17 protein-coding genes are annotated in these 20,683 nt (G+C 71.4%); 9 read left to right on the forward strand and 8 right to left on the reverse strand.

From position 1 onward, the window contains the following. Window positions 1–40 precede the first annotated feature (40 nt). Window positions 41–1,039, forward strand: coding sequence for a ketol-acid reductoisomerase (gene ilvC, locus AC07DF_RS05555; protein WP_478967155.1), 999 nt, complete (start codon window positions 41–43; stop codon window positions 1,037–1,039). Window positions 1,040–1,260: 221 nt separating this feature from the next. Next, window positions 1,261–2,850, forward strand: a complete 1,590-nt coding sequence (serA, locus tag AC07DF_RS05560) for a phosphoglycerate dehydrogenase (protein WP_478967157.1) — start codon at window positions 1,261–1,263, stop codon at window positions 2,848–2,850. Window positions 2,851–2,857: 7 nt separating this feature from the next. On the opposite strand, the gene AC07DF_RS05565 is transcribed toward serA, so the two are convergent. Then, complete coding sequence (locus AC07DF_RS05565; RefSeq protein ID WP_478967159.1) at window positions 2,858–4,399, reverse strand: MFS transporter; 1,542 nt, start codon at window positions 4,397–4,399, stop codon at window positions 2,858–2,860. A gap of 99 nt (window positions 4,400–4,498) precedes the next feature. Here AC07DF_RS05565 and AC07DF_RS05570 point away from each other — a divergent pair, with 99 nt between their 5' ends. Continuing rightward, complete coding sequence (locus tag AC07DF_RS05570; RefSeq protein WP_478967161.1) at window positions 4,499–5,083, forward strand: TetR/AcrR family transcriptional regulator; 585 nt, start codon at window positions 4,499–4,501, stop codon at window positions 5,081–5,083. Here the strand turns inward: AC07DF_RS05570 and AC07DF_RS05575 are convergent. The 6 genes from AC07DF_RS05575 to AC07DF_RS05600 form a co-directional block, all read right to left on the reverse strand. Further along, window positions 5,061–5,750, reverse strand: coding sequence for an ATP-binding cassette domain-containing protein (locus AC07DF_RS05575; RefSeq protein WP_478967163.1), 690 nt, complete (start codon window positions 5,748–5,750; stop codon window positions 5,061–5,063). The two genes, AC07DF_RS05570 and AC07DF_RS05575, sit on opposite strands and share 23 nt — an antisense overlap. Continuing rightward, a complete protein-coding gene (locus AC07DF_RS05580; protein WP_478967165.1) occupies window positions 5,747–6,715 on the reverse strand; it encodes an ABC transporter ATP-binding protein in 969 nt (322 codons plus the stop codon). The genes AC07DF_RS05575 and AC07DF_RS05580 overlap by 4 nt, the downstream gene beginning before the upstream one ends. Beyond that, window positions 6,705–8,468 (reverse strand): ABC transporter permease subunit, encoded by a 1,764-nt coding sequence (locus AC07DF_RS05585; RefSeq protein WP_478967167.1) that lies wholly within the window; start codon window positions 8,466–8,468, stop codon window positions 6,705–6,707. The genes AC07DF_RS05580 and AC07DF_RS05585 overlap by 11 nt, the downstream gene beginning before the upstream one ends. Next, entirely contained in the window at window positions 8,465–9,958 is a 1,494-nt protein-coding gene (locus tag AC07DF_RS05590; protein ID WP_478967169.1) for an ABC transporter substrate-binding protein, read from the reverse strand. The genes AC07DF_RS05585 and AC07DF_RS05590 overlap by 4 nt, the downstream gene beginning before the upstream one ends. Window positions 9,959–10,076: 118 nt before the next feature. Further along, window positions 10,077–11,396, reverse strand: a complete 1,320-nt coding sequence (locus tag AC07DF_RS05595) for a vanadium-dependent haloperoxidase (RefSeq protein WP_478967171.1) — start codon at window positions 11,394–11,396, stop codon at window positions 10,077–10,079. A 102-nt stretch (window positions 11,397–11,498) separates the two neighbouring features. Continuing rightward, on the reverse strand, window positions 11,499–12,764 hold the full coding sequence (locus AC07DF_RS05600; RefSeq protein ID WP_478967173.1) for a PucR family transcriptional regulator: 1,266 nt from the start codon (window positions 12,762–12,764) through the stop codon (window positions 11,499–11,501). 190 nt (window positions 12,765–12,954) lie between these two features. Between AC07DF_RS05600 and AC07DF_RS05605 the strand changes: the two genes are divergently transcribed. From AC07DF_RS05605 to AC07DF_RS05620, 4 genes are all read left to right on the forward strand, one after another. Next, window positions 12,955–13,881 carry a proline dehydrogenase family protein gene (locus AC07DF_RS05605; protein ID WP_382497041.1) on the forward strand — a complete coding sequence of 309 codons (927 nt, stop codon included), beginning with the start codon at window positions 12,955–12,957 and terminating at the stop codon, window positions 13,879–13,881. A gap of 52 nt (window positions 13,882–13,933) precedes the next feature. Beyond that, complete coding sequence (pruA, locus tag AC07DF_RS05610; protein ID WP_478967176.1) at window positions 13,934–15,565, forward strand: L-glutamate gamma-semialdehyde dehydrogenase; 1,632 nt, start codon at window positions 13,934–13,936, stop codon at window positions 15,563–15,565. Between the two features lie 74 nt (window positions 15,566–15,639). Beyond that, a complete protein-coding gene (locus AC07DF_RS05615; protein ID WP_478967178.1) occupies window positions 15,640–16,182 on the forward strand; it encodes a GNAT family N-acetyltransferase in 543 nt (180 codons plus the stop codon). Window positions 16,183–16,429: 247 nt separating this feature from the next. Next, window positions 16,430–16,561 carry a hypothetical protein gene (locus tag AC07DF_RS05620; protein ID WP_478967180.1) on the forward strand — a complete coding sequence of 44 codons (132 nt, stop codon included), beginning with the start codon at window positions 16,430–16,432 and terminating at the stop codon, window positions 16,559–16,561. Window positions 16,562–16,607: 46 nt separating this feature from the next. Here AC07DF_RS05620 and AC07DF_RS05625 read toward each other — a convergent pair whose 3' ends face one another. Then, window positions 16,608–18,176, reverse strand: a complete 1,569-nt coding sequence (locus tag AC07DF_RS05625; protein WP_478967182.1) for a purple acid phosphatase family protein — start codon at window positions 18,174–18,176, stop codon at window positions 16,608–16,610. 118 nt (window positions 18,177–18,294) lie between these two features. Here AC07DF_RS05625 and AC07DF_RS05630 point away from each other — a divergent pair, with 118 nt between their 5' ends. Together AC07DF_RS05630 and AC07DF_RS05635 are read left to right on the forward strand one after the other, a co-directional pair. Then, entirely contained in the window at window positions 18,295–19,338 is a 1,044-nt protein-coding gene (locus AC07DF_RS05630; protein WP_478967184.1) for a 3-isopropylmalate dehydrogenase, read from the forward strand. Between the two features lie 244 nt (window positions 19,339–19,582). Continuing rightward, window positions 19,583–20,671, forward strand: a complete 1,089-nt coding sequence (locus tag AC07DF_RS05635) for a branched-chain amino acid aminotransferase (RefSeq protein WP_478967186.1) — start codon at window positions 19,583–19,585, stop codon at window positions 20,669–20,671. Window positions 20,672–20,683 lie beyond the last annotated feature (12 nt).

The raw sequence follows: 20,683 nt of genomic DNA on the forward strand, positions 1-20,683 counted from the left end.
GTGGGACGCAACACCTGCACTCCCGAGGAGAGAACCCAAAGTGGCCGAGCTGTTCTACGACGCCGACGCCGACCTGTCCATCATCCAGGGCCGCAAGGTCGCGGTCATCGGGTACGGCAGCCAGGGCCACGCCCACGCGCTGTCGCTCCGTGACTCGGGTGTCGACGTCCGCGTCGGTCTGCACGAGGGCTCCAAGTCCAAGGCCAAGGCCGAGGAGCAGGGCCTGCGCGTGGTGAGCCCGTCGGAGGCCGCCGCCGAGGCCGACGTCATCATGATCCTCGTCCCGGACCCGATCCAGGCCCAGGTCTACGAGGACCACATCAAGGACAACCTGAAGGACGGCGACGCGCTGTTCTTCGGCCACGGCCTGAACATCCGCTTCGGCTTCATCAAGCCCCCGGCCGGCGTCGACGTCTGCATGGTCGCCCCCAAGGGCCCGGGCCACCTGGTCCGCCGCCAGTACGAGGAGGGCCGCGGCGTTCCGTGCATCGCCGCCGTCGAGCAGGACGCCACGGGCAACGCCTTCGCGCTGGCCCTGTCGTACGCCAAGGGCATCGGCGGCACCCGGGCCGGCGTCATCAAGACGACCTTCACCGAGGAGACCGAGACCGACCTCTTCGGCGAGCAGGCCGTGCTCTGCGGTGGTACGGCCGCGCTGGTCAAGGCGGGCTTCGAGACCCTGACCGAGGCCGGCTACCAGCCGGAGATCGCCTACTTCGAGTGCCTGCACGAGCTGAAGCTGATCGTGGACCTCATGTACGAGGGCGGCCTGGAGAAGATGCGCTGGTCGATCTCCGAGACCGCCGAGTGGGGCGACTACGTCACCGGCCCGCGGATCATCACGGACGCCACCAAGGCCGAGATGAAGAAGGTCCTCGCCGAGATCCAGGACGGCACCTTCGCCCAGCAGTGGATGGACGAGTACCACGGCGGTCTGAAGAAGTACAACGAGTACAAGACGCAGGACTCCGAGCACCTGCTGGAGACCACCGGCAAGGAGCTGCGCAAGCTCATGAGCTGGGTCGACGAGGAGGCGTAAGCCTTCTGGGTCCGGCCGCGGCATCGGTGCCGCGGCCGGACCCTTTCTCGTCCGGGTGATCCTTCCGCACAGGCGTGAGGCGCCCTCCGCACCACCACTACACTGCTGCATATATACGCGTCAGGCCCACAGCGTCGTGCGTCTTCCACGCGGCAAGCACCCCTCCACCGCCTGCGGCCGTCGGGACGGCCGTCCGCAGCACTGGACTTGTGAGGACTCACGTGAGCTCGAAACCCGTCGTACTCATCGCTGAAGAGCTGTCGCCCGCCACCGTCGACGCGCTTGGCCCGGACTTCGAGATCCGGCACTGCAACGGCGCGGACCGGGCCGAGCTGCTCCCGGCCATCGCCGAGGTGGACGCGATCCTGGTCCGTTCGGCCACCAAGGTCGACGCCGAGGCGATCGCCGCCGCGAACAAGCTGAAGGTCGTCGCACGAGCCGGCGTCGGCCTGGACAACGTGGACGTCTCCGCCGCCACCAAGGCCGGCGTGATGGTCGTCAACGCCCCCACCTCGAACATCGTGACCGCCGCCGAGCTGGCCTGCGGTCTGCTCGTCGCCACCGCCCGTAACATCCCGCAGGCCAACGCCGCGCTGAAGAACGGCGAGTGGAAGCGCAGCAAGTACACGGGCGTCGAGCTGGCCGAGAAGACCCTCGGTGTCGTCGGCCTCGGCCGCATCGGCGCGCTGGTCGCGCAGCGCATGTCGGCCTTCGGCATGAAGGTCGTCGCCTACGACCCCTATGTGCAGCCGGCCCGCGCCGCGCAGATGGGCGTCAAGGTCGTGTCGCTGGACGAGCTGCTCGAGGTCTCCGACTTCATCACCGTCCACCTCCCCAAGACGCCCGAGACCCTCGGTCTGATCGGCGACGAGGCGCTGCGCAAGGTCAAGCCGAGCGTGCGCATCGTCAACGCCGCGCGTGGCGGGATCGTCGACGAGGAGGCGCTGTACTCCGCCCTCAAGGAGGGCCGGGTCGCCGGTGCCGGTCTCGACGTGTACGCCAAGGAGCCGTGCACCGACTCCCCGCTCTTCGAGTTCGACCAGGTCGTCGCCACCCCGCACCTCGGTGCCTCCACCGACGAGGCGCAGGAGAAGGCCGGTATCGCCGTCGCCCGCTCGGTGCGTCTCGCGCTCGCCGGTGAGCTCGTCCCGGACGCGGTGAACGTGCAGGGCGGTGTCATCGCCGAGGACGTCAAGCCGGGCCTGCCGCTCGCCGAGCGTCTCGGCCGGATCTTCACCGCGCTCGCCGGTGAGGTCGCGGTCCGCCTCGACGTCGAGGTGTACGGCGAGATCACCCAGCACGATGTGAAGGTGCTGGAGCTGTCCGCCCTCAAGGGTGTCTTCGAGGACGTCGTCGACGAGACGGTGTCCTATGTGAACGCCCCGCTGTTCGCGCAGGAGCGCGGTGTCGAGGTGCGCCTGACCACCAGCTCCGAGGCGTCCGAGCACCGCAATGTCGTCACCGTGCGCGGCACCCTCGCCGACGGCGAGGAGGTGTCGGTCTCCGGCACGCTGGCCGGCCCGAAGCACCTCCAGAAGATCGTCGCCGTCGGGGAGTACGACGTCGACCTCGCGCTCGCCGAGCACATGGTCGTGCTGCGGTACGAGGACCGTCCGGGTGTCGTCGGCACGGTGGGCCGCATCCTCGGCGAGGCCGGCATCAACATCGCCGGCATGCAGGTGTCGCGGGCCGTGGCCGGCGGCGAGGCGCTGGCGGTGCTGACCGTGGACGACACGGTGACCTCCGGGGTGCTGGCCGAGGTGGCCGCGGAGATCGGTGCGACCTCCGCGCGTTCCGTGAACCTGGTCTGACCTTTTCTCAGACGCCGGACGGGCTGAGTTGATCAGCCCGTTCGGCGTTTTCGTGTTCGGGGACCCGGCGCAGGAGCAGCGTGGCAGCCGCCGCCGCTCCGGCCAGCAGCACCGCGCCCGTGATCGCCGCCGCGTGCATACCGCTGGTGAACGCCTCGCGGGCCGCCGTCGCCAGGGCGTCTCCCGCGCGCCCCGGCAGCCGCTCGGCGACGGCCAGGGCGCCGCCCAGGGTCTCGCGGGCGGGGGTGGGCGCCGAGGCCGGGATCTCGTGGCGGTAGACGGCCGTACCGATGGAGCCGAGGAACGCCATGCTCAGCGCGCCGCCGAACTCCGTGCCCGTCTCCAGCAGGGACGAGGCCGCGCCCGCCTTCTCCACCGGGGCGGCACTCAGCGCCAGGTCGGCCACCTGGGACATGACGATGACGGCGCCGCAGGCCAGAACGGCGCACGCGGCCAGCAGCAGCCAGAGGGAGTCCGTGCCGGTCAGGGTCAGCAGCACATAACCGCACGCGGTGATCGCGAAGCCGCTGCCGACGACGTACGCGCGGGAAACGCCCCGCTGCACGAGCTGTGCGCTGACCGGGGCCGCGAGCCCGATGGGCACCGACGGCAGCAGGCTCCACAGCGCCGCCTCCAGGGGACTCTTGTCGAGGACCGACTGGATGTACTGGGTCGTGAAGTACGCCGAGCCCATCATGCCGAAGGCGGCGACGAGGTTGAGGACGACGGCCGGGCTGAAGCCGGGGCTCCGGAACAGTTCCGGTGAGATCAGCGGGGACACCGCCGTGCGCTGGCGGTGGACGAAGAGCGCGGCGAAGAGCAGGCCGGTCGTCACCGCCATCGCGTACCGCACGTCCCAGCCCTGCGACGCGAGCTCCTTCAGGCCGTAGATCACGGGGAGCACCGCCGCCATCGACAGGGGAACGCTCAGCAGGTCGAAGCGGCCGGGGTGGGGGTTCCTCGACTCGGGGAGCAGGAAGGGCCCCAGGGCCAGGAGCAGCGCCATCGCGGGCAGATTGACCAGGAAGACCGAGCCCCACCAGAAGTGCTCGACGAGCACGCCGCTCATCACCGAGCCGAGCGCGATGCCGGCCGTCATGACGCCCGACCACACACCGATCGCCTTGGTGCGCTGCGCGGGGTCGGTGAACATCGTGCGCACCAGTGCCATCGTCGAGGGCATCAGCGTCGCGCCGCCGATGCCGAGGACCGCGCGGGCGGCGATCAGGGTCTCGGCGCTGTTCGCGTAGGCCGCCACCAGGGAGGCCGTACCGAAGGCGGCGGCGCCGAACAGCAGGAGCCTGCGACGGCCGATGCGGTCGCCCAGGGAGCCCATGGTCATCAGCAGGCCGGCCAGGACGAAGCCGTAGCTGTCGAAGATCCAGAGCTGTTGGGTGGCGCTCGGTTCCAGGTCGGCGCTGATCGCGGGGATCGCGAAGTAGAGGACGGAGACGTCCATCGAGACCAGGAGCAGCGGCAGCATCAGCACGCCGAGAGCCGTCCATTCGCGGCGCCCGGCGCGGGCGGGAGAGTGCGGTTCTGTCGTCATGGGCAGGACTGTACGACCGTCTTAAACGCTTGTCTAGTACGGTTGTGTAATACGATCGTCTGGTACGGGCGTATGGATTCCGGGGTAGTGTGACGTGTCATGGGACACCGTGAGGATCTGCTCGAGGGCGCCAAGCGCTGCCTGCTGGCGAAGGGGTTCGTGCGCACGACCGCGCGCGACATCGTCAAGGAGTCGGGGACCAACCTGGCGTCGATCGGTTACCACTACGGCTCGAAGGACGCGCTGCTCGCGGAGGCGTACCTGTCGCTGGTCGGTGAGCTCTCCGACGCCTTCGACGGGGAGGAGCCCGGGGCGAGCGAAGCTGAGCCCGGCTCGCTGGAGCGGTTCCAGGAGGTGTGGTCCAACATCATCGGGACCATGCGGGGGCCCGGTTCGATGTGGCGCCTCAGCATGGAGATCGTGGCCATGGGTGACCAGCTGCCCGTGGTGCGTGACCACCTGGCGAAACAGCAGCGGGATGCCGAGCGTGCCCTGGTCGCGCTCTTCATGGGTGTCCGTGAAGAGGACATCCCGGACAAGACCCTGGACACGCTCGGCAGGTTCTACACGACGCTGATGACGGGGCTCATCGCACAGTGGAACTTCGACCCCGAGCGCGCGCCCGACGCCGAGGCGCTCACCGAAGGGCTGCGCCAGGTGATCACGGCCGCTGACCGGACGTGACGCGTCCCTCGCGCATCTCGATCACCCGGTCCGCGAAGTGCCGTACGACCGCCCGGTCGTGGCAGATGAACAGGTAGCCGAGGCCCAGGTCGTCCTGGAGGTCGGCGAGCAGGTTCAGCACGCCCGCCCGCACCGACGGGTCGAGCGACGACACCGGCTCGTCCAGGACCAGCAGGCGTGGATCGCAGGCCAGGGCGCGGGCGATGCCGGCGCGCTGGCACTGGCCGCCGGAGAGCTCGTGTGGCCGGCGGTCGCCGTAGGCGGGGTCGAGACCGACTCGGTCGAGGAGTTCGGCGACGCGGGCGGGGCCGTCGGCCGGATGCCAGCGGCCCTGGACCTTCAGCGGTTCGGCGATGGCGTCCCGGATGCGGTGGCGGGGGCTCAGCGAGCCGTACGGGTCCTGGAAGACGGGCTGCATACGGGGGCGCAGCGGACGCAGTTCGCGTTCCGGTAGGGACGTCAAATCCCGTCCCTCGAAACGGACTTCCCCGCTCGCCGGGCGGCGCAGCCGGAGCACCGCCAGGGCCGTGGAGGACTTGCCGCAGCCGGACGGGCCGTTCAGGGCGAGTGTCTCGCCGGCGGCCAGGGAGAAGGAGACGCCGTCCACGGCGGTGACCGGTCCGTAGCGGACTACCAGGTCGCGGACGTCGAGCAGGGGATCGGTCATGCCGGCTGTCCCTCCTTCATGAACAGCTCCGTGGCGGGGTGCGGGAGTTCCTCCCAGCGATGGCAGGCGACCAGGCGTCCGGCCGCCTGCCGGGGCTCGGGTTCCGCCGTGTGGCAGGGGTCCGTGGCGAGCGGGCAGCGCGGGGCGAAGGCGCAGCCCGGCGGGAGCGTGCCCGGGGCCGGCGGGGTGCCGCGCAGGGCGGGGAGCCGGCGGCCCGGGGGAGCGTGCTGCGGGAGGGACGCCAGGAGGCCTGCCGTGTAGGGGGCGCGGGGGCGGGCCAGCACCTCGTCCGCGGGGCCGAGTTCGGTGAGGCGCCCGGCGTACATGACCAGCATCCGGTCCGCGTGGCCCGCCACGGCGTCCATGTCGTGGGTGACCAGGACCAGCGCGGCGCCGACCGCCTCCCGCTGCTCGGCGAGCAGCCGCAGCACCTGGTCGCGGCGCTCCTCGTCGAGGGCGGTGGTGGGCTCGTCGGCGACCACGAGGCCGGGTTCGTTGATCGTGGCCATGGCGATCACGGCACGTTGCCGCATGCCGCCGGAGTACTCGTGCGGATACGCCCGCGCCCTGCGTGCCGCGTCCGGGATGCCGACCCGGTCCAGGGCCGCGACCGCCCGGGCCCGGGCCTCCTTGCGGGAGGCTCCGGCCACCGACCGTACGGCGGCCGCGAGTTGGTCGCCGACCGGGTGTACGGGGGAGAGGGCGGACAGTGCGTCCTGCGGGACGAGGGAGATACGGCGGCCGCGGTGGGCCGAGAGGTCCGGGGTGATCGTCCCGCTGGTGGTCGCGCCGTGTGGCGGCATGCCGAGGAGCGCGCGGGCCGTGAGGGACTTGCCCGCCCCCGACTCGCCCACGATCGCCAGGACTTCACGCGGCAGCACGTCGAAGGACAGGCCGCGCACGGCCTCGACCCCGTCGAAGGCGATCCGCAGCTCGCGCACCGACAGCAGTGGCTCAGACTCCAACGGGGGCCTCCTTCTTCTCGGCCTTGACCGCGGCCGGGCCGGCTCGCCGTACGCTCCGGCCCTGGGTGAGTGCCGCGCCCGACACCGCGAGGCCCGCCAGCAGGGCCAGGGCCGCCGCCGGGGCGAGGGCCGCCCACGGGGCGCGTTCCACATAGGCCCGGGACTCCTCCAGCAGCAGGCCCCACTCGGGGGCGGGCGGCTGGGCGCCCAGGCCCAGGAAGCCGAGGGAGGCAAGGGCCAGAGCGATGCCCGGCAGCCGCAGCAGGGCATGACGGGCGACCGGGGCGGCCACGGACGGCAGGACATGCCGGGTGAGGATCCAGAACGGGCTCGCCCCGATGGCCCGTTGGGCGGTGAGGAACGCCGACGCCCGCACCTCCTGCACCAGGGCCGCCGCGTGCGCGGACAGGGCAGGCCAGGAGATCAGCGCGACCGCCAGGGCCGCCCCGCCGGTGCCGGGCCCGGCGGCCGCCGCGACCAGGATGCCGACGATCACCGGGGGCAGCGCGTTGGCGATGTCCGAGGCGCCCGCCGCGACCCCCGGCGCGAAGCCCAGCACGAGCGCGATCAGCAGGCCCAGCAGACAGACCGCCGTCGCCGTGCCGACCGTCGAGGCGGCACCGTGACCGAGCCGGGCGAGCACATCGCGGCCCAGACCGTCGGTGCCGAGCGGATGCGCCCGGGAGGGCGCGGCGAGCCGGACGGTCGTGTCCACGGCGTACGGGTCGCGCAGCAGGCCCCAGCCGATGGTGAGCAGCAGGACGGCGGCCAGTACCACCGGGACCGCCGGGTGCGCGCGGACCGGGCGGGCCGGCGGCAGCGTCAGCCCGGCGTCCCGCAGCGCGGGCCCCAGCAGCCGGCGCCGTACGCCCGCCGCCACCGCGCCCGCGACCAGTCCGAGCAGCAGCAGCGCGAGGACCGAGCCCTGCAGCAGCGGAAGGTCCTGCGACCGGGCCGCGCCGAGGGCCGTGCGGCCGATGCCCGGCACCGCGAACACCGTCTCCACGGCCACCGCGCCGCCGGTCAGGCCGACGGCGACCATCCCGAACTGCGGGACCAGTGGCGGCAGGACGCGCCGCAGCGCCGCCCCCGCGATCCGGGCCCGGCTCACCCCGGCGCCCCGCCACAGCTCCGCCCACCGCTCGTCGAGCACGGCGGGCAGCGCGTCCGCCACCAGCCGCCCGAGCAGCCCGCCCGCCGGGACGCCGAGGGCGAGCGCGGGCAGCACCAGGTACTCGGCGCTCTGCCAGCCGGACGTGGGCAGCCATCGCAGCCACACGCCGAAGACCAGCAGCACGACGGTGGCCAGCAGGAACTCGGGAAGGGCGGCCAGCATCGCGGCGAACGCCCCGGCCGAGCCGCGCCCGCGCACCAGCACCGGCGTCACCAGCGCGGCGGCCAGCAGCACCGCCACGCCGAGCGCCGCGCCCATCAGCCCCAGCGACACCTGGAGCCCTGCGAGCACGGAGGGCAGGACGTCGTGCCCCGACACCCAGGAGGTGCCGAAGTCGCCGTGGAGCAGGTCGGCGGCCCACTGCCCGAGCAGCGACAGCGGGCCGGCGTCCAGGCCGAGGTCCCGGCGGATCGCGGCCAGGGCCTCCTCGGTCGCCTCCTGCTCGGCCGACCGGGCGCGCAGCACGGTGAGCGCCGGGTCGCGGCGGGAGAGCCAGGGCAGCAGGCCGACGACGGCCAGGACGGCGAGGAGGCCGACACAGCGGGTCAATCCGGCCGTGTTCTTCGCGAGGGACCTCACTTGACGTAGGTGTCCGCGGTCACGAGCTCGCGCTCGCGCGGGTCGTGCGCGGCGTTCACGACCCCGGCGGCGTCGCCCTGGATCACGCGCTCGTGGAGCATCGGAACGGCCGCGTCCGCTGCCAGGACGGCGGCCTCGGCCTCGACGACGGCCTTGCGGCGGGCGTCGCCGACCCGGGTGTCGGTGGCCTTCTGCAGTGCCTTGTCGGCCTGGGGGTCCGCGAAGTGCGAGAGGTTGAAGGTGCCCTTGGAGGCGAAGTCGCTGTAGAGGTAGGCGGCCGGGTCGCCGGAGTCGAGGACGGTGGCGCGGGAGAGGACGAAGGCGTCGAAGCGGCCCGCGAGCGCGTCGGACTCGATGTTGGCGTACTCGCGCACGTCCAGCTTCACCTTGAACCCGGCCTTCTGGAGCTGCTGTTGCAGCGCGGCGGCGACCTCGGGCATCTCGGAACGGTCGGTGTACGTGCCGATGGTGACGGTCTCGCCGGCCGGGTCGCCGGCCTTGGCGCGCTTGACGGGTGTGCGCAGTTCGGCGGCCCAGGGGAGCGCGGGCCCGAGCAGGCCCTCGGCGACATCGGCACGGCCCTCGTACACACCCTTCACGATCGACTCGGCGTCGATCGCCTCCCGGGCCGCCGCCCGGATCGCGGGATCCTCGAAGGCGCCCTTCTCCGTGTTGAGGTAGAGGGTGTTGGTGCGCGGCATCGGGACCTCGGTGACCAGGTCCTGGTCGAGGACGGCGGCCTGCGAGACCGGGATCGCCTCGACGATGTCGGCCTCGCCGCTGCGCAGCGCCGCCGCGCGGGCGGTGCCGTCCGGGACGAACTTCACGTCGATGCCGGGGGATTCGGCCTTCCCGCCCCAGTAACCGTCGTAGCGGTCGAGGGTGGCGGAGGAGGTGCCGTCGACCTTCGTCAGCTCGAAGGGCCCGGTGCCCGCGCCGACGGGGTCGACCGTCTTCCCCCGATAGGCCTTCGCCGCCAGGATCGCCAGCTGCGGGGAGCTGAGGCGCTGCGGGACCAGGGGGTCCTCGGTGGCGGTGGTGACGGTGACCTTGTCGCCGTCCGCCTTCGCGGTGAGGTCCACGCCGTCGAGGATGCGGGGCTTGGGGGAGGCGGTGGCGGCCTTGGTGAGGGCACGGACGACGGCTTCGGGGGTGAGTCTCGTGCCGTCGTGGAAGGTGACGCCCTGGCGGAGGGTGAACGTCCAGCTCTTCCCGGACTGCTGCCACTCGGTGGCGAGCGCGGGCCGGGCGTCGCCCTTCGCGTCCAGCTTCACGAGTGTCTCGGCGGTCGACCAGCGCGACAGTTTGAACGCGTCGTCGGAGAGCGGGGAGAGGCCGGAGCGGGGTGGCTGGAGCATGGCGACGCGTATGCGTTTGCCTCCGGGCCCGGAGTCGTCCGTGGCCTGCTGGGTGCCGGTGAAGCAGCCGGTGAGCAGGGCGGAAGCCGCGGCGACGGCGGTGAGGGGGGCGAGACGGGCGGGGACGCGCACGGAACACCTCGGTCAAGGCATGGTCAAGACAGGGTCAATGGTTGAATGCGCCACGACCGTAGCATGATGATTATCGTTTTCAGAAGTGTGTTCTGTGTCGATGTCAGGGCGTCAGAGGTCAGGGCAGCGGACGGAAGTACTTCCGCAGCGCCCAGGCCGCGAGGTGCCGGCCGGTGGCGCTGCCCACCACGTCCGCCGTCCGGGTGTGGATACCGCCCCAGACCCGGGCGTCGACGACGTCCCGTTCGTACTCGTGGGCATAGCGGTAGTGGCGCGACGTGCCGGTGCTCGTCGAAGGGATGTGCAGGTCGACGCGGGAGGTGCCGAGGATCCCGCTCAGCATGCGCATCAGCGCGCCGCCCATCGTGGCGTGGCCACTCAGGTAGTCGGGATGTGACGGGGTGACGAGCAGCGGCTCCCAGTGCGGGTTCGGCCGGGTCGCCGGGTTGCCGTCCGTGTCCGCTTCGCGGATGGCGGTGACCGGCCGCCAGGTGCCGTAGTGGAGTTTGGCGTCCCAGGCGGTGATGACCGCGTCCGCCTGGGACGTGTTGGCCGCCGCGTACAGGCGCGCCGTCTCGGCGATGTCCAGCCCGTGCCGGGTGGCGTGGTCGCCCAGGGCCGCCTGCAGGTCCGGGGCGGCGAAGAAGAGCGCGGTGTCCGTCTGTTCCGGGGTCCGGCGTGAGCCGGTCCGTCCTCCGTAGTGCGCCAGTTCGTCGAGGTCCTTCGCGTACCGGGCCGAGCGGAGCGCCGGCGGCGGGCCGGGGCGGAACTGGTGCGGGGAGTCCAGCAGCAGCGGCCGGACCCTGCCGACCCAGGCAGTGGTGAAGGGCTCGTGTCCGGGGGGAGTGGGACGCCAGACACCGGGCCGCGGGTGCGCGGGGAACGGCACGGACGCGCCGCGACCGTCACCTTGGCGGAGGTCGATGATGCGGGCGGCGGCGCGCTTGCCGAACGCGACGCCCTCGTCCTCGGCCCTGCCGTCGGGGATCTTCGTGAGGGAGCCGGTCAGGGCGGCGTCCAACCGGGCGGAGGCGCCGGGGAAATGATGGCGCAGCACCTGGTGCGCGGCCGAGGCGGCAGCCGCCTCGGACGAGGCCGTGCGAGGCGCCCGCCCGTCCCACTTGTACGGGGCGAAGCGGCCCTCGACGCCGACGACGGCGTTGTAGACGGCGGTGGAGACGTACGCCTCCAGGATGAACAGCTCGGGCGGGGACGGGTGGGCCTCGGCCTTGATGGTGGCATCCGCCGTGCGCATCCACTCGACGACGACTGCGGCGTTCCGATCGCCCCGGCCGTCGTGCTCGGTCCCGGACACCGCTCGCGCGGCACGGCCGGGCCCGGCACTCGCCTGAGCACACGGCAGCGCGAGCGCGAGGGCCCCGCAGGCCAGCCCCGCCACCGCCGTTCGCGTCGCAGACCAGGCGCGTCGGTTCCGCACGTGCACTCCTCCCAGCCGATGGCACACCAGGAGAACCGTGACCGCGCGAGGCGCCGGACGACACGGGTCCGTGCTGAGCACCGCCCGATCGGGCGACGGGTCTCACCTGGGCGGCCCCATGGCGTCGCCGTGTGCGAGCCGAGCCCCTTTCAGCGCCATGTGCAGCAGCAGCCGGTCCTCGCCGTCGTCCAGGTCCAGGCCGGTCAGCTTCTCGATGCGGGACAGGCGGTAGTACAGGGTCTGACGATGGATGCCCAGCTCGGCGGCGGCCCGGGCGGCCTGGCCGGCGCGGTCGAGGTAGATCTCGGCGGTACGGGCGAGTTCCCGGTGCACCGGAAAGAGCAGGGCGTGTACGGCGGGGTCGTGGGCCAGGTCCGGCGGCAGCGCGGTGAGCAGCCGGAACGGCCCGATCTGCGACCATTGCGCGACCGGCCCCAGCCGGGCCTCGGCCAGCGCCGCCCGAGCCGCGGCGGACGCTTCCCACCAGGCGGTACCCAGCTCCGCGAGACCGGAGCGGGGGGTGGCCAGGCCGGCGGCGGGGCCGGCAGGTCCGTGGGCGGAGGTGCCCGCTTGCCCGGCCCCGGCCCCGGCTCCGGCGGAGGAAGCGCTGCCGCCCACCCGTTCCAGCAGTCGCGCCGCCGCGGTGGTCGCCGGAGTCAGTACGTCTGTCGAGCGCAGACGGATCAGCAGGGCCACGCACTGGGCCGACGCCCCCCACGGCAGCGTGCACAGGGCTGTCGCGCCCGGCATCGTACGGACCGAGGGGGCGTCGTCGGGGTCGGCCGACGGCCAGGGGGCCACGCAGATCACCGTGTGCAGACCGTCGGCGCGGGAGCCGAGGGCGGTGCGGAGTTCCGCTATGGCCATGTCGCGCTGCCAGTCGCGTTCCGCGGTGAGGACGGCTCGCAGCTCTCGGCTCAGGTCGGCACCGTGCTGGGCCTCGTCCGCGAGCAGCGCGCCGATCCGGGTCGTGACCTCCATGGCGGCGGAGAGCCGGCCTTCGCTCGGGCCGGGATCGTCGTCCAGGAGCCAGACATAGCCGTGGACCACGCCCCGGTGGCGGACGGGGAGGCAGATCCGTCCCCGGTTGACCCCCGCCTCCGGCGTCGGCGGGATACGCACCGGGCCGGTCGCGCGCGTGATGCCGAAGCCTTCGAACCACGCCCGGACGGCCGCGGTCGAACGGCGGGTGAGGATCGAACGGGTGCGCACCGGATCCAGGGCCGACGGATCGAGGTCGCCCTCGCTGTCGTACGCCCCGAAGGTGATCAGCTCGAAGTCCCGGTTCTCCAGCGTCGCGGGCGCGCCGAGCAGCTCCGAGATCTCGTCGACCAGCTCCTCGTAGTCCCCCCGGTGTTCCGACGTCATGCGGGCATTGTCTCCCACCGCCCACGACCCTTCATACATCTGTCTGAGATCTGCGGCACGAATGCGTGACAGCTGTCGATGGCCGACGATCGAAGGGATCCTTAGGTTTCACGGTGGTTCTCCGCGCCGTACCCGAAGCGTCATCCGCCCGGGGTCCGGCCATCCGTTGGTTGTGCTCTGGAGGTGCCCCGTGCTGGGTCCCGTGATTCTCGCCGCGTCTCGCAGCGACCGGATGCGACGCCTGATCTCGGCGGCCCCGGTGACCAAGCAGGTCGTCGACCGCTTCATCCCGGGCGAAGGCGTCGACGACATCGTCCCGGTGGTCCGGGACCTCGCCGACCGGGGTCTGGAGCTGACGATGGACGTCGTCGGCGAGGACATCACCAACCCCGCGCAGGCCGCCGCCGCCCGGGACGCCTACCTGGAACTGATCGACCGCCTCAAGCCACTGGAGCTCGGCACCCGCGCCGAGATGTCGGTGAAGCTGTCGATGTTCGGGCAGGCGCTGGAAGACGGCCACGAGCTGGCCCTGAAGAACGTCCGCCCGGTCGTCGAGGCCGCCGCCGAGATCGGCACCACGGTCACTCTGGACGCCGAGGACCACACCACCCTCGACTCGATGTTCGCCATCCACGAGGAGCTGCGGAAGGACTTCCCGCAAACCGGCTGCGTCATCCAGGCCTACCTCTTCCGCACCGAGGCCGACGCCCGCCGCCTCGCCGCGAACGGCAGCCGGGTACGCCTGGTCAAGGGCGCGTACAAGGAGCCCGCCTCGGTCGCGTACCAGGACAGGCACGAGATCGATCGGGCGTACGTACGGATTCTCGGTACGTTGATGGAGGGGACGGGGTACCCGATGATCGGGTCCCACGACCCGCGCCTGATCGCGATCGGCCAGGAGCTCGCCCATCGCGCCGGGCGCAAGCTGGACGAGTACGAGTTCCAGATGCTCTACGGCATCCGCGGCGACGAGCAGTCGCGCCTCGCCGCCGAGGGCCACCGCATGCGCGTCTACACCGCCTACGGCACCGACTGGTACGGCTACTTCATGCGCCGGCTCGCCGAGAAACCGGCCAACCTGCGGTTCTTCGCACGATCGATGCTCACCAAGGGCTGACAGCCTTCAAGGCTGAGACCGAACCACCGCTCAGTAAGGAGTTAGGGAAAACATGGACGCTGTGACCCAGGTCCCCACCCCCGTCAACGAGCCGGTGCACGGCTACGCCCCCGGCTCGCCCGAGCGGGCCCGGCTGGAGGCCAAGCTGAAGGAGCTGGCCGACAACCCCGTCGACCTGCCCTGCACCATCGGCGGCGAGAAGCGGATGGGCGGCGGCGAGGCCTTCCAGGTCGTCCAGCCGCACAACCACAAGGCCGTGCTCGGCACCTACCGCAACGCCACGCAGGCGGACGCCCAGGACGCCATCGACGCGGCCCTGGCCGCCGCTCCCGCCTGGCGTGCGATGTCCTTCGACGACCGCGCGGCGATCATCCTGCGCGCCGCCGAGCTGCTGTCCGGCCCCTGGCGCGAGACGCTCGCCGCCTCGACCATGCTCGGCCAGTCCAAGACCGCCCAGCAGGCCGAGATCGACACGCCCTGTGAACTGATCGACTTCTGGCGCTTCAACGTCTCCTACGCCCGCAACCTGCTGGCCGAGCAGCCCCCGGCCAACTCCCCGGGCGTGTGGAACCGTCTGGACCACCGCCCGCTGGAGGGCTTCGTCTACGCGGTCACGCCCTTCAACTTCACCGCCATCGCGGGCAACCTCCCGACGGCCCCCGCCCTGATGGGCAACGTCGTCGTCTGGAAGCCGTCCCCGACGCAGACCCACGCCGCCGTGCTGCTCATGCAGCTCCTCGAGGAGGCCGGTCTGCCCAAGGGCGTCATCAACCTCGTCACCGGCGACGGCATCGAGGTCTCCAAGGTCGCCCTGGAGCACCGCGACCTCGCCGGCATCCACTTCACCGGCTCGACCCCCACCTTCCAGTACCTGTGGAAGACGGTCGGCAACAACATCGAGAAGTACCGCACCTACCCGCGCCTCGTCGGCGAGACCGGCGGCAAGGACTTCCTCGTCGCCCACCCCTCGGCCGACCCGGCGATCCTGAAGACGGCGTTCACCCGTGGTGCCTTCGAGTTCCAGGGCCAGAAGTGCAGCGCCACCTCCCGGGCGTACATCCCCGCCTCGATCTGGAACTCCGGTTTCAAGGAGGAGCTGGCCGCCGAGGTCGACGGCATCAAGATGGGTGACGTCACCGACCTGTCGAACTTCATCGGCGCCGTCATCGACGAGCGTGCCTTCGCCAAGAACAAGGCCGCCATCGACCGTGCCAAGCAGGACGCCTCCTGCACGATCGTCGCGGGCGGCACCTACGACGACTCCGAGGGCTATTTCGTCCGCCCGACGGTCATCGAGTGCAGCGACCCGGAGAACGAGGTCTTCCGCACCGAGTACTTCGGCCCGATCATCGCCGTGCACGTCTATGAGGACGACAAGTACGACGAGATGCTGACCCAGATGGAGTCCGTCTCCGACTACGCCCTGACCGGCTCGGTCATCGCGAACGACCGCGCGGCGGCGGCCTACACGGCCGACAAGCTCCGCTACGCGGCCGGCAACTTCTACATCAACGACAAGTCGACCGGTGCCGTCGTCGGCCAGCAGCCCTTCGGCGGCGGCCGTGCCTCCGGCACCAACGACAAGGCCGGCGCCCCGCAGAACCTGATGCGCTGGACCCTGACCCGCGCCATCAAGGAGACGCTGGTCCCGCCGACGGACTACACGTACCCGCACATGGGCTGACACCTCGCGGCGCACCGACGGGCCAGGTCGAAAAGACCTGGCCCGTCGGCATGTCCGGGGGAAAGACTGGTCCGATGACCACCCGAGTGCGCACCGCCCACACCGCCGATCTGACCCCCGATGAACTCGACGCCGTGCGCGGCCTGCTGGACGCCGCCTTCGACGGCGACTTCGGCGACGAGGACTGGGACCACGGCCTCGGCGGCATGCACGCCCTCGTGCACGACGACTCCGGGCTCGCCGCGCACGGGGCGGTCGTGATGCGCCGGGTGCGGCACCGCGGACGGTGGCTGCGCGTCGGGTACGTCGAGAACGTCGCCGTCCGTGCCGACGCCCGTCGCGGCGGCCTCGGCGGGCTGGTCATGGGCGAGCTCGAGCGCGTCGTCGAGCGCGCCTACGACTTCGGCGCCCTGTCCGCCAGTGACGACGGCGCCCGGCTCTACACCTCCCGCGGCTGGCAGCTGTGGGGCGGGGAGGTACACGCCCTCAGCCCCCGGGACGGCATCGTCCGCCTGCCGGAGGAGGAGGACAGCACCTACGTCCGGCCGGCCCTCGCCGGTCCCCTCGGCCCCGGGCATGAACTCGTCTTCGACTGGCGCGACGGCGACGTGCTCTGAGAAGCGGTGCAGGTCGGCGCGGTGTGACCTAGTCCACCGTCTCAGATAGTAGGAAGTCCGAGTAATTGTGGAGACAGACGCTCCGGCCTCCCTTACTTTTGTAGGAGCCGAACGTCTCGCTCGACCAAGCGAATGGCGGTCGTGAGCCGGGCCCCGTGCAGGCAACCCCTGCGGCCGTCGCTCCCCGCCCCATCCGGCGTCTCGAAACCCCCCGTGCACTCCGTGCTGTCGAAGGAGTCGATTTCCCATGGCCGAGACGACCGTCCGCCGCCGAGTCCGTCACGCCTCCCGTTCGAGCGAGTCCGACCGCAAGAACGCCGCCGCCGCGCTCCAGCGCGCCCTCGACCGCAGGGACAACGGCGGATCCACCGGCCACTGAGCCGCCTCCGGACCGGGAGCCGCCCGACGGGGCGCGACGCGGGGCCTCACGCCCCGCGTCGCACCTCGAAGTGGTCGATCCGCTCCCCGCTCGACGCCAGCGCCGACACCTTCAGCTTCGGCGCGGCACCGCTCTCCGCCTCCACGGAGAGGAACGAGAACCCGCGGTAGCGCACCCGCGACCATTCCACCGCCTCCGCCTTCGTGTCCTGGGACTTGGTCCACCGGAACGTGGCGACCGAGTCATGGTCGGCGGTGTTCCCCTCATAGCTCTCCTTCACGCCGTCGGGGAAGCCGTACAGCTCCTTGCCGCCGCCGCCCGCGGTGACGTACACGATCCCGTCCCGCCTGGGGTCCGTCGTTCCGCCGACCGGCACCGGCCTGCCCACCTCGCCGTTCTTGATCGCGTCGGTCCGCTCGTAGACGTGGTTGTGCCCGTTGATCACCAGGTCCACCTCGTGCTGGGCGAACAGCGGCAGCCACTCGGCGCGCACCCCGCCGTCGGAGGCGTGCGTGGACGTCGAGTACGCGCAGTGGTGGAAGTAGACGACGATGAAGTCGACGCCCTTCGCGGCCCGCAGCTCTCCGAGCTTCTTGTCCAGCCACCTCGTCTGCCTGCCCTCCGTGTAGCCGAAGTTGGCGGGGATCTCGTACGACACGTCGTTCGCGTCCAGCGCGACCACGCCGACGTTGCCGTAGGTGAAGGCGTACACGCCCGGTGCCGTACGCGCGTCGAAGCCGCTGTCCGGGAGGGAGAAGCGGGCGAGCTGTCCGCCGTAGCCGTCCGGCGAGTACCAGGCCTCCATGTCGTGGTTGCCGGTCGTCACCATCCACGGCACCGACCTGGCGACCGGCTCGGTCTGCTTGAGGAACCGGTCCCACTGCCCGGCGTCGAAGACGTCCGACTCCTTGCCCTTGCCGGTCGGGTCGGCGTAGCAGATGTCGCCGGCGTGCAGATGGAAGGCGGGGCTCTGGCGCAGCAGCAGACGGTCGTTGAGGGCCGCCTCCTCGCCGACGCCCTGGTCGCCGAACGCGGTGAACACGAACCGCTCCGGCGGACTCGCGGGTGCCGTGCGGAAGGAGGTGATGGTGGACCGGTGGTCGGGGGAGGCGGGGTCGAAGCCCTCGTGGCCCACGCCGTAGTAGTACGTCGTGTCCGGGCGCAGGCCGTCCAGTGCCGCGTGCAGGTAGAACTGGTCGACCGCCGCCCGTGCGCCCTTCAGCTCCGGGGTGTGCAGATCCCGCAGTTCCGCCTCCACCTTGCGGCCGAGGTCGTCGGGGCGCGTGCCGACCCGGATGTACGGCTTCTTCACCGCGAGCGGCACCTGCCAGGAGATCCGCATCTGGGTCTTCGGGTCGGCGCCGAAGGCGAGATGGCGGCCGAAGGGGGTGATGAAGGAGCCGGGCGCCTTGGACGTGCTCGGTGACGGGTCCCTGGTCGCCGTGGCGCCCCCGGAGCCGGAGCCCGAGCAGCCGGTGAGCAGCCCGCTCGCCACCGCGCCTGCCGTCACCAGCGTGCGCCGCCGCGACAGGCGCGTCCGCAGATACTCGTGCTGTTCCGCCATGCTCATCCGGTCCGCGAGCCGCCTGGGAATGCCGAAGTCGGGAGTCTCCATGTGGGTCAATTTCCCAGCAAGGCCCAACACCGGTCTGACATACGGGTGAACGAGGGGCGACGTGTCCGTATCGCGGACACCGTGTGTCATCCCATGGGACGAGGAGTAGGGTGCCCGCATGTCTCGCAGCATCAATCTCGCAGTGATCCCCGGTGACGGAATCGGCCAGGAGGTCGTGACCGAAGGGCTGAAGGTCCTCTCCGCCGTCCTTCCGCAGGATGTGAAGCTGGAGACCAAGGAGTACGACTTCGGCGCCCGGCGCTACCACGCCACCGGTGAGGCCCTCACCGACGCCGACCTCGACGCCCTGAAGAAGCACGACGCCATCCTGCTCGGCGCGATCGGCGACCCGAGCGTGCCGTCCGGCGTCCTGGAGCGCGGCTTCCTGCTCAAGCTCCGCTTCGCCTTCGACCACCACGTCAATCTGCGCCCGTCGAAGCTGCTCCCGGGTGTCGCCACCCCGCTGGCCGGCGAGCCGGAGATCGACTTCGTCGTGGTCCGCGAGGGCACCGAGGGCCCGTACACCGGCAACGGCGGCACGATCCGCAAGGGCACCGAGCACGAGGTCGCCACCGAGGTCTCCGTGAACACGGCCTACGGTGTCGAGCGCGTGGTCCGGGACGCCTTCGCCCGTGCCCAGGCCCGCCCGCGCAAGAAGCTGGCGCTGATCCACAAGAACAACGTGCTGACCTTCGCGGGTCACCTGTGGACGAACATCTTCAACAAGGTGGCCGAGGAGTTCCCCGAGGTCACCACCGAGTACATGCACGTGGACGCGGCGACGATCTACCTCGTCACGCAGCCCGAGCGCTTCGACGTCATCGTCACGGACAACCTCTTCGGCGACATCGTCACCGACCTCGCCGCGGCCGTCTCCGGCGGCATCGGCGTGGCGGCCTCCGGCAACATCAACCCGTCCGGAGACTTCCCGTCGATGTTCGAGCCCGTGCACGGCTCGGCCCCTGACATCGCCGGCCAGGGCAAGGCCGACCCGACCGCCACGGTGCTGTCCGTCGCCCTGCTCCTGCGCCACCTCGGCCACGAGGCCGAGGCCGACCGTATCGACGAGGCGGTCGCCGCCGACCTGTCGGAGCGCACGGGCAAGCCCGCCCGCTCCACCACGGAGATCGGCGACGCGCTCGCCGTACGAGTAGCCGGCTGACCCGCCGCTGCTTTTCACGAAGCCGCCGGGTCGCATCCGCACCCGGCGGCTTTCGCATGTTCCCCGCCGGGTGCCGCCATCGACCACCGGGTCGCATTCACCCCGTTCCTTCCGCCGCCGCCCACGGGCGATAATCGAACGCGAGGCCGCGGAATGAGGGAATGCTCGGACGTCCTAGCACTGGTCACATTCAGAGCAGTACCGAGCGCGGCCCGTCACTACAACCGGTGAAGGACATCAACCCATGACGACGCCCACGATCGAGCTCAAGCCCTCCGCCAACCCGCTCTCCGCCGCAGAACGCGAGGCGATCCTGGCCAACCCCGGGTTCGGCCGCCACTTCACCGACCACATGGTGACGATCAAGTGGACGGAAGGCCGCGGCTGGCACGACGGACAGCTCGTGCCGTACGCGCCGATCTCCCTCGACCCCGCCACCACGGTGCTGCACTACGCGCAGGAGATCTTCGAGGGTCTGAAGGCCTACCGCCGCCCCGACGGGTCGGTCGCCACGTTCCGCCCGGAGAAGAACGCCGAGCGCTTCCAGCGGTCCGCGCGCCGGCTCGCGATGCCCGAGCTGCCGGTCGAGACGTTCATCGAGGCGTGCGACGCGCTGGTGAAGCAGGACAAGGCGTGGGTCCCGGCGCACGGCGGTGAGGAGTCCCTCTACCTGCGTCCGTTCATGATCGCGACCGAGGTCGGGCTGGGCGTGAAGCCGGCCAACGAGTACCTGTTCCTGGTCATCGCCTCCCCGGCCGGCGCGTACTTCCCGGGCGGCGTCAAGCCGGTCTCCATCTGGGTCTCCGAGGACCGTGTGCGTGCCGTCCCCGGCGGTATGGGCGACGCGAAGACCGGCGGCAACTACGCGGCGTCCCTGCTCGCGCAGGCCGAGGCCGCGACGAAGGGGTGCGACCAGGTCTGCTACCTCGACGCCGTCGAGCACACGTGGGTCGAGGAGCTGGGCGGGATGAACCTGTACTTCGTGTACGGGGACAGGATCGTCACGCCCTCGTTGACCGGGTCGATCCTGGAGGGCGTCACCCGTGACTCGCTGCTCGCCGTCGCCCGTGACCTCGGATACGAGGCCGAGGAGGGGCGGGTGTCCGTCGAGCAGTGGCAGCGGGACTCGGAGAACGGGTCGCTGACCGAGGTGTTCGCCTGCGGTACGGCTGCCGTGATCACGCCGGTCGGTACGGTGAAGCGAGCCGGGGCGGAGTGGAAGCAGAGCGGGGGAGAGCCGGGGGAGGTCACGCTGCGGCTGCGGCAGGCCCTGCTGGACATTCAGCGCGGTACGGCTGCTGACACGCACGGCTGGATGCACCCCCTGGGCTGAGTGGCCCCGGTC

Source organism: Streptomyces sp. NPDC044719, from assembly GCF_056433405.1.

Coding starts and splice junctions, on each gene's coding strand:
- AC07DF_RS05565 (WP_478967159.1), bottom strand. CDS start 4,399: ATGACGACAGAACCGCACTCTCCCGCCCGCGCCGGGCGCCGCGAATGG.
- AC07DF_RS05570 (WP_478967161.1), top strand. CDS start 4,499: ATGGGACACCGTGAGGATCTGCTCGAGGGCGCCAAGCGCTGCCTGCTG.
- AC07DF_RS05575 (WP_478967163.1), bottom strand. CDS start 5,750: ATGACCGATCCCCTGCTCGACGTCCGCGACCTGGTAGTCCGCTACGGA.
- AC07DF_RS05600 (WP_478967173.1), bottom strand. CDS start 12,764: ATGACGTCGGAACACCGGGGGGACTACGAGGAGCTGGTCGACGAGATC.
- pruA (WP_478967176.1), top strand. CDS start 13,934: ATGGACGCTGTGACCCAGGTCCCCACCCCCGTCAACGAGCCGGTGCAC.
- AC07DF_RS05615 (WP_478967178.1), top strand. CDS start 15,640: ATGACCACCCGAGTGCGCACCGCCCACACCGCCGATCTGACCCCCGAT.
- AC07DF_RS05620 (WP_478967180.1), top strand. CDS start 16,430: ATGGCCGAGACGACCGTCCGCCGCCGAGTCCGTCACGCCTCCCGTTCG.
- AC07DF_RS05625 (WP_478967182.1), bottom strand. CDS start 18,176: ATGGAGACTCCCGACTTCGGCATTCCCAGGCGGCTCGCGGACCGGATG.
- AC07DF_RS05630 (WP_478967184.1), top strand. CDS start 18,295: ATGTCTCGCAGCATCAATCTCGCAGTGATCCCCGGTGACGGAATCGGC.
- AC07DF_RS05635 (WP_478967186.1), top strand. CDS start 19,583: ATGACGACGCCCACGATCGAGCTCAAGCCCTCCGCCAACCCGCTCTCC.